The sequence below is a fragment of the Flavobacterium sp. genome, from assembly GCF_044371705.1.
Taxonomy (GTDB): domain Bacteria; phylum Bacteroidota; class Bacteroidia; order Flavobacteriales; family Flavobacteriaceae; genus Flavobacterium.
Genome location: NZ_JBILTE010000146.1, coordinates 1 through 6,388, shown reverse-complemented (window position 1 = coordinate 6,388; position 6,388 = coordinate 1). Strand labels below are relative to the sequence as shown.

The 6,388-nt window shown below is 32.6% G+C and carries 8 protein-coding genes; 7 read left to right on the top strand and 1 reads right to left on the bottom strand.

The window, feature by feature from the left end:
- Positions 1-243: 243 nt before the first annotated feature.
- From ACIQ2S_RS10050 to ACIQ2S_RS10020, 7 genes are all read left to right on the top strand, one after another.
- The gene (locus ACIQ2S_RS10050) at positions 244-1,548 is read left to right on the top strand and encodes a fibrobacter succinogenes major paralogous domain-containing protein (RefSeq protein ID WP_396175557.1); all 1,305 of its coding nucleotides are present in this window, start codon (positions 244-246) and stop codon (positions 1,546-1,548) included.
- A 610-nt stretch (positions 1,549-2,158) separates the two neighbouring features.
- On the top strand, positions 2,159-2,761 hold the full coding sequence (locus ACIQ2S_RS10045; protein ID WP_396175555.1) for a hypothetical protein: 603 nt from the start codon (positions 2,159-2,161) through the stop codon (positions 2,759-2,761).
- A gap of 12 nt (positions 2,762-2,773) precedes the next feature.
- Entirely contained in the window at positions 2,774-3,037 is a 264-nt protein-coding gene (locus ACIQ2S_RS10040) for a hypothetical protein (RefSeq protein ID WP_396175553.1), read from the top strand.
- A 31-nt stretch (positions 3,038-3,068) separates the two neighbouring features.
- Entirely contained in the window at positions 3,069-3,707 is a 639-nt protein-coding gene (locus ACIQ2S_RS10035) for a hypothetical protein (protein WP_396175551.1), read from the top strand.
- Positions 3,708-3,718: 11 nt separating this feature from the next.
- On the top strand, positions 3,719-3,940 hold the full coding sequence (locus ACIQ2S_RS10030; protein WP_396175549.1) for a hypothetical protein: 222 nt from the start codon (positions 3,719-3,721) through the stop codon (positions 3,938-3,940).
- 119 nt (positions 3,941-4,059) lie between these two features.
- A complete protein-coding gene (locus ACIQ2S_RS10025; protein WP_396175547.1) occupies positions 4,060-4,956 on the top strand; it encodes a hypothetical protein in 897 nt (298 codons plus the stop codon).
- Positions 4,943-5,587, top strand: coding sequence for a potassium channel family protein (locus ACIQ2S_RS10020; protein WP_396175545.1), 645 nt, complete (start codon positions 4,943-4,945; stop codon positions 5,585-5,587). The genes ACIQ2S_RS10025 and ACIQ2S_RS10020 overlap by 14 nt, the downstream gene beginning before the upstream one ends.
- A gap of 25 nt (positions 5,588-5,612) precedes the next feature.
- Here the strand turns inward: ACIQ2S_RS10020 and ACIQ2S_RS10015 are convergent, their stop codons facing one another.
- Positions 5,613-6,365, bottom strand: coding sequence for a hypothetical protein (locus ACIQ2S_RS10015; protein ID WP_396175543.1), 753 nt, complete (start codon positions 6,363-6,365; stop codon positions 5,613-5,615).
- Positions 6,366-6,388 lie beyond the last annotated feature (23 nt).

The following is a 6,388-nucleotide window of genomic DNA, read 5'->3' as shown; positions in this document are numbered from 1 at the left end:
CCATTTGTAATTCCAAGAGCACAGGAAATAAGTCTTGAGATGTTATCTGATTACAAATTAGATTTTTTAGTAGAAACTCTTAAAAATGAAAAGGAGCGAGAAAATTAGACTGATAAAAGGACTACTGCTGGGTGCTATTGAATTATAGGAGTTTGCAGAGCCCTAAATTGAGATTTGGTTACAAATAACAATGATTGATTAGTTTAAGTAATTCAGTCTTAAATTTAATAATTAAATAGCTATATGATACGTTTTAGATTAAATACATACACTGCATTTATTTTCATTTTTTTAAATTCTTGTAGCACCCCGCCAACTCAACCACCATCTCCCTTAATACCGACAATTACTACAAATCCAATTAGTAGCATTGGTACTACAACTGCCGTTGGGGGTGGGAATGTAACAAGTATTGGCACATCTACAATAACTGCAAGAGGCCTTGTTTGGAGTACTTCTGCAAACCCAACAATTGCACTAAACACCAAAACTAATGAGGGAAATGGATTAGGAAGTTTTAGTAGCACTATTTCGGGTTTAATTCCTAATACAACTTATTATGTTCGTGCATATGCAACTAATAGTGTAGGTACTGGTTATGGAAACGAATTAAATTTTAGAAGCTCTTCAAATTCTGGCACAATTTTGACATTAAACTGTTCGGCTGCGACTCACACAGGCGCTTTTACTAAAGGTTTTTCTTCAATCGCGAGAAGTGTCATCCCTTACACTGGAGGAAATGGGGGTTCTTTCAATTTACAAACAGTTGCGTCGACAGGAGTAATTGGTTTGACAGCAGCAATAGATGCAAGTAATTTCAACAATGGTAATGGTGAATTAACTTATACAATTACAGGAGTACCAGAATCTGAAGGAATAGCAAACTTTTTAATTAATATAGGTGGTAGGAACTGTACTTTAACAAGAGTTGTAACAAATTCTGTAACTGACGCTTCTGGTAACACTTATCCCACAGTAATTATAGGCGCTCAAACTTGGATGTCAGAGAATTTACGAACCACTAAATATAATGATGGCACAAATATACCCGTAGTTGCTAGTCAAAGTGAATGGTACTATAATTATCGAGACGGGCTACAGAAACCAATGATGTGTTGGTATAATAATAATCAAACAGCATCTACAATTAATAGATTTGGAGGACTGTATAATCAGTACGCCCTGGAGCCAGCTGCAAACGGAAATAAAAATGTGTGCCCAGCAGGTTGGCACATCCCAACTAATCAAGAATGGCAAACTTTATTTAATACCCTTGGGGGCGAAAATTTAGCTGGAGGAAAGTTAAAAGATACAGTTTATTGGAATAGTCCTAACGTAGGAGCCACCAATGTTTCAAATTTCTCTGGTCGAGCAGGTGGCAGTCGCTCCTCTACAGGCTCATTTTATAACTCTGGGAGTGGAGGATACTGGTGGTCAGGTAATGAAAGCACAAGTCGAAAGGTTTTTTTATTATGGTATAATTTTAGTAGTACTAATACCACAGTTTATGATTATGATGCTGCGTCTGTTCGCTGTATTAAAAATTAAAAATGACACTTATTAATTTACTTCGAATAGTATTCGAAATCCTGATTCATCAAGTTGCTTCATTCTTGATTCTGAAGCATTGATATTCCTTCTAATATTTTATATACTGTAAATAAAATATTGAGAACAAGCGGGAGAGCCCAATAAGTCTTCAAAAGCGATTATAGAGCTTTTAAAGGCTTTTCTTGAAAAGGAGATGGAATTACTTCCTCAAACATTTAGCTTAATTAAGGGCCCATAAAAACGATTGGAATTACTGATTAAGATTTTGCCATTTGTAGTTCCAAGAGCACAGGAAATAAGGTTTGAAATGTTATCTGATAGCAAATTAGATTTTTTAGTAGAAACTCTTAAAAATGAAAAGGAGCGAGAAAATTAGACTGATAAAAGGCTTACTCTTGGGAACTATTGAATTAGAGGAGCTTACAGAGCCAGAGATTGAGGTATGGATACAAGTATTTAGGACTGACTTGTATAAGCATTTTAAAACAGAGGAGACTCTCTCCAAGCTTGAGTTAGTTGCCAGAGAGAATTTAAATAGGAAAATTATCAGAATGGATTTTGTAGAGGGTAAAACAATTTTGTAGTTTTAATTTATAAACCTTTAAATATGAAATATTTAATTACCATTTTCTGCTTTTTAATTTTTACAACGTCAGCAAACTCACAAGAAAAGAGTAAGTCAGCTAACTCTGTTGACATATTTTACCTTGACAGCCTATACTCAAACAAAGATGAGTTGATTATTTTCTCTGAAATTCACAAATTTGATAATCTTAATGTTTCGGAGATTAAAAATAAAATTAAAAATTGGGCAAGTTTAAAATTTGTCAACTTAAGGGAAGTTTTGATAAGCGAAACAGATGACCAAATAGTTCTTAATTATATCACTTCGTCACTTTATGTAAAATCACTTGGTGTTAAAACTCCAATTCAATTTTACATACGACTGCAAATACAAATTAAGGACGGAAGAGTTAAATATACTTACTTTGATGATGGAAATGTAAGAATGCTTCCCAGCCAATATTCATCAGGCGTGCAAGCAAGGTCTTTTTATCTCAAGGACTATTTTTCTGAAAAAAACGGCAGCTATGTTAGCAGAAAAGGTTATGCACAAGGAATGGCAGATTTGGTGGCTTCAATAAAAGAAAATTTCTATTCGGTAATAGTAAATAACGAAGCTGTTAAAAAGCTAAATGATAATTGGTAAAAATCTCAAATTATGTATGGATTAACAACTGAAACATTTTTATTGATTTTACTTGTTTCGCTAATAATTTGGTTCTGGATAACGTGGCTAATTATCACTTCGGCAGTCAAAAGTGGAATTAAAAACTTAACAAGTCTTTTGAGAAAAGACCTTGAACTAAAAGGTGTTTCAAAAGAGGAATTAAATGATTTATGCGAGATAGAAACTAAAAGTCAACAGATTACCTCTGTAAAGGTTCCTTTTAAATTAGACAAAGATGGTAATATGATTGGTTAAGAAAACAAAGCGAATCTAAAATTTAGCCTAAATGATTTTAATGAATTATTGCTATGGTATCAAAACTCGATTTCAATTTCTTCTATTAGCATCTTTATTTCTTTCTTGCACAAATGAGACAGAATTAAAAAAGGAGAATCAGTCAACAGGCATAGTTAAAAGTGAAAACTTTAGTGAAGAGACCACTGATTTAGAATTAAAAATTAGAGCCAAAAAGATTACAGATAGCCTTATAAATAGTGTAACTAAATCTGCATTAATTGATACAATTGGGCTATTCACCTCTCCAATTAAGGTCATAAAGTATAAATTATACCAAGAAGAATACTCTAACTATAAAAACATTTCACTTACGTATAAAAATGTCTCAAAAAAAAGAATTGAAGCAATAAGGTTCCGTTGGTATGGAATTGATGCGTTTGGCGAGCCTGCAGATATGGGATATGGTATTGTTGAAGGTTTTGGTGGTGGATTCGACGATGATGCATTAGGAGCTGGTAAAGCCAGAACAGGCTCTTGGGAAATTTTAAGTAGTCGTGCAAAAAAGATTATTCTTGCTTGGCCTATTGAGGTAATATTTTCAGATGGAACAAAATGGGATATTCGAAATGTTGATGAAAATTTACGCTCAATTGATACAGTAATAGGGTTAAAGAAATACGAATTCTAAAAACATTATTTATGACTCAAACTACCGACTATCTTAATCTTATTTTTTTTATTCTCATTGGTGCTGTGATTTGGTATTTATTCCATTGGTGGCTTGTATCAACGGCAGTTCAAAAAGGTGTTAAAGATGCGAATAAAGGCCTTGTAAAGCTTATTAGAAAAAATCTTGAATTAAAAGGAGTTTCAAAGGAAGAGCTTGATAGGCTATGTGATTCTGAAGCACTGAAGGAATAGATTCCTTTTAAAGTGATAAATTTTAGATATAATAAAATTATTTCATATAAACATATAATTAGTTCACTTTATTTTAGTATTTAGATGGGATGTGCAACTTCTAATAAAAAGCCAAGCAGATGATATCTAAAATATTAATAAGTGCTTTATTAGTCTTGATTAGCTTTCAGAGTGCATTCTCACAAAACTATGTTTTAGCAAAGCCAAAATCTAATTCTGAAAGTATAACAGCATTTACCACTGTTGATGATAACTGTGAAAGTGTAATCAAAAAACTCGAATTATTTAAAGACTCCGTTTTTTTTGTTATCGATGAAATAAAATGTCGAAGTGAATTTTTCTTTGTACTGTTAATTGATAAAAAAACATATTTCGCAAGAGATATTCAATTTTCTAGCCTCGAATTAGTTCGCAAGAAAATTATTGAGTTGCGGAATAGTTCGCCAAGTATTGAAGAACGGATTTCTAAAGCTACAAATCAAATAATAATTTTTAAAGATAGTGTTAGAATATTAATCGAAAAACACAAGACTATCCAAGATAGTATTGGTAAATCAAAAGCAGATTCCTTAAGTATAGTGGAACTAACGAAGCTAGATTCAATAAATAGAGCTCTACGGATTACTGTAGATAAGGTGGGGCCAAGGCGAACAATAGTAAAAGATTGGAAATTTTACAATAAGTCAGAGTATCTAACGGATATTTACGATATCAGAATTACTGCTTTTAATCCTTTTCGAAAAAAAATCAAGTACATAGAATTTACATTCCAAGCATTTAACCCGGTAGGAGACCCGGCAATTGATTTTAGATATAAAACACATTTGCGAACAGTAAGAGGGGTAGGTCCTATTGAACCTTTAAATTTTGGTATTTATGAATTTGAAAGTGTTTACTTTACATCAACCCTCGAGAAAATAAAGCTAAAGTCCGTTAAAGCTATTTTCTTTGATGGAAGCATTTCTGTGATAATTGACCCGGTCCCTTTCAATTTTGAATCAAATGGAGTCGAATAAAAGTTTCAGTATTTTAAATCTTGCTGTATTAATATTTTCTATAACAGCTCTAATATGCTTGGTGGTGGATACTCTTTTCCCAATATCAGCGGAAGTATCTAAACTTTTAAAGTATTTCGACTATTTGCTGTGTACTTTCTTTTTTTGTGAGTTTCTATACCAATTTGTTAGGGCAACTAGCAAAAAAGAATATTTGAAGTGGGGGTGGATTGATTTATTGTCAAGTATTCCTATAATTGATACGTTTAGGTTTGCAAGAGTTATTCGAATAATTCGCATTATCAGAATAGTCCGTGCCTTTAAGTCAATTAAAGAATTTTTGAATCATATCTATTTCAATAAAGCGAAAGGGGCCCTATCCTCTGTTATGATTTTGGCATTTCTCATACTCATTTTTTCCTCAATTGCGATTCTACAGGTGGAAAATACAGCTAATGGTAATATTAAGACTGCTGAAGATGCAATATGGTGGGCGTACACAACCGTTACCACCGTTGGCTATGGCGATAAATACCCAGTAACAAGTGAGGGCAGAATGATAGCAATTTTTCTGATGACATTTGGCGTAGGGATGTTTGGCACATTCACAGCTTACATAGCCTCACTTTTTGTAAAACCCTCAAGCGAATGATATTTTCGAAGAACGATACGATAACTTAACTTTTAGCATCATCAGCGCCATTATTTATCGTAGAAACTTTTATTTTTTTTTGTGGCTTTCTTTCTGCTGATTTTATAAGTTCAATTTCCACTGGTTCAAATGCAACTCTTTTAATTGCATTTTCAATTTCTTCAATATCAAACTTCATTCCTACTTTCTTTTTCAACTTTTTCTGAATAAATTTCGCTATCTCTTCCGAGTAAATTAGTTTAGAAAGTGACTTTGTTGATAAGGCGGAATGCTTTTTCCATAATTCATTCAATCCATTTTTGGCGATTGACTCTTTGTGCAAATATTCGAGCGAAAGACAGTTGTTTTTAATTTTACTTGTATCATCTAAATCAATTGAAAAAACAAGGTCTGCACTTATTGGTTTTTCGAAAAGCACCTTATATAATTGAAAACATCTTCCATTTGTTAAAAGCACCCAATCAATACCCTCATTTGCACCATAGTTTATGGATTGGCGGATATGTTTGTCAGATAAGTTAAGTGAAAGTGCTTTTACTTCAACAAGAAAGTGTCTGTTTCCATTTATTTGAACTACATAATCTGCATATGTGCCTCTTATCATATATTCAGTCTTGACTTCCTCAATCATCTTGAAGCATAAAATATTTGTAAGAAAATCATTAATCAAGAGTCTTGTTCCGCTTTCATCAAGTTCGCCAAGACTTTTATCAAGATATTGTTTCTTGTATTCTTTTACTGCTTGAATTAATTTTAATGATTTGGCTTTAGTAAGCATTTTAAATATTTAAGTCTAATATA

What these genes read in the sequence shown, in the direction of transcription:
- ACIQ2S_RS10040 (WP_396175553.1), top strand. Translation starts at nt 2,774, where the DNA reads ATGTATGGATTAACAACTGAAACATTTTTATTGATTTTACTTGTTTCG.
- ACIQ2S_RS10035 (WP_396175551.1), top strand. Translation starts at nt 3,069, where the DNA reads ATGATTTTAATGAATTATTGCTATGGTATCAAAACTCGATTTCAATTT.
- ACIQ2S_RS10030 (WP_396175549.1), top strand. Translation starts at nt 3,719, where the DNA reads ATGACTCAAACTACCGACTATCTTAATCTTATTTTTTTTATTCTCATT.
- ACIQ2S_RS10025 (WP_396175547.1), top strand. Translation starts at nt 4,060, where the DNA reads ATGATATCTAAAATATTAATAAGTGCTTTATTAGTCTTGATTAGCTTT.
- ACIQ2S_RS10020 (WP_396175545.1), top strand. Translation starts at nt 4,943, where the DNA reads ATGGAGTCGAATAAAAGTTTCAGTATTTTAAATCTTGCTGTATTAATA.
- ACIQ2S_RS10015 (WP_396175543.1), bottom strand. Translation starts at nt 6,365, where the DNA reads ATGCTTACTAAAGCCAAATCATTAAAATTAATTCAAGCAGTAAAAGAA.
- ACIQ2S_RS10045 (WP_396175555.1), top strand. Translation starts at nt 2,159, where the DNA reads ATGAAATATTTAATTACCATTTTCTGCTTTTTAATTTTTACAACGTCA.
- ACIQ2S_RS10050 (WP_396175557.1), top strand. Translation starts at nt 244, where the DNA reads ATGATACGTTTTAGATTAAATACATACACTGCATTTATTTTCATTTTT.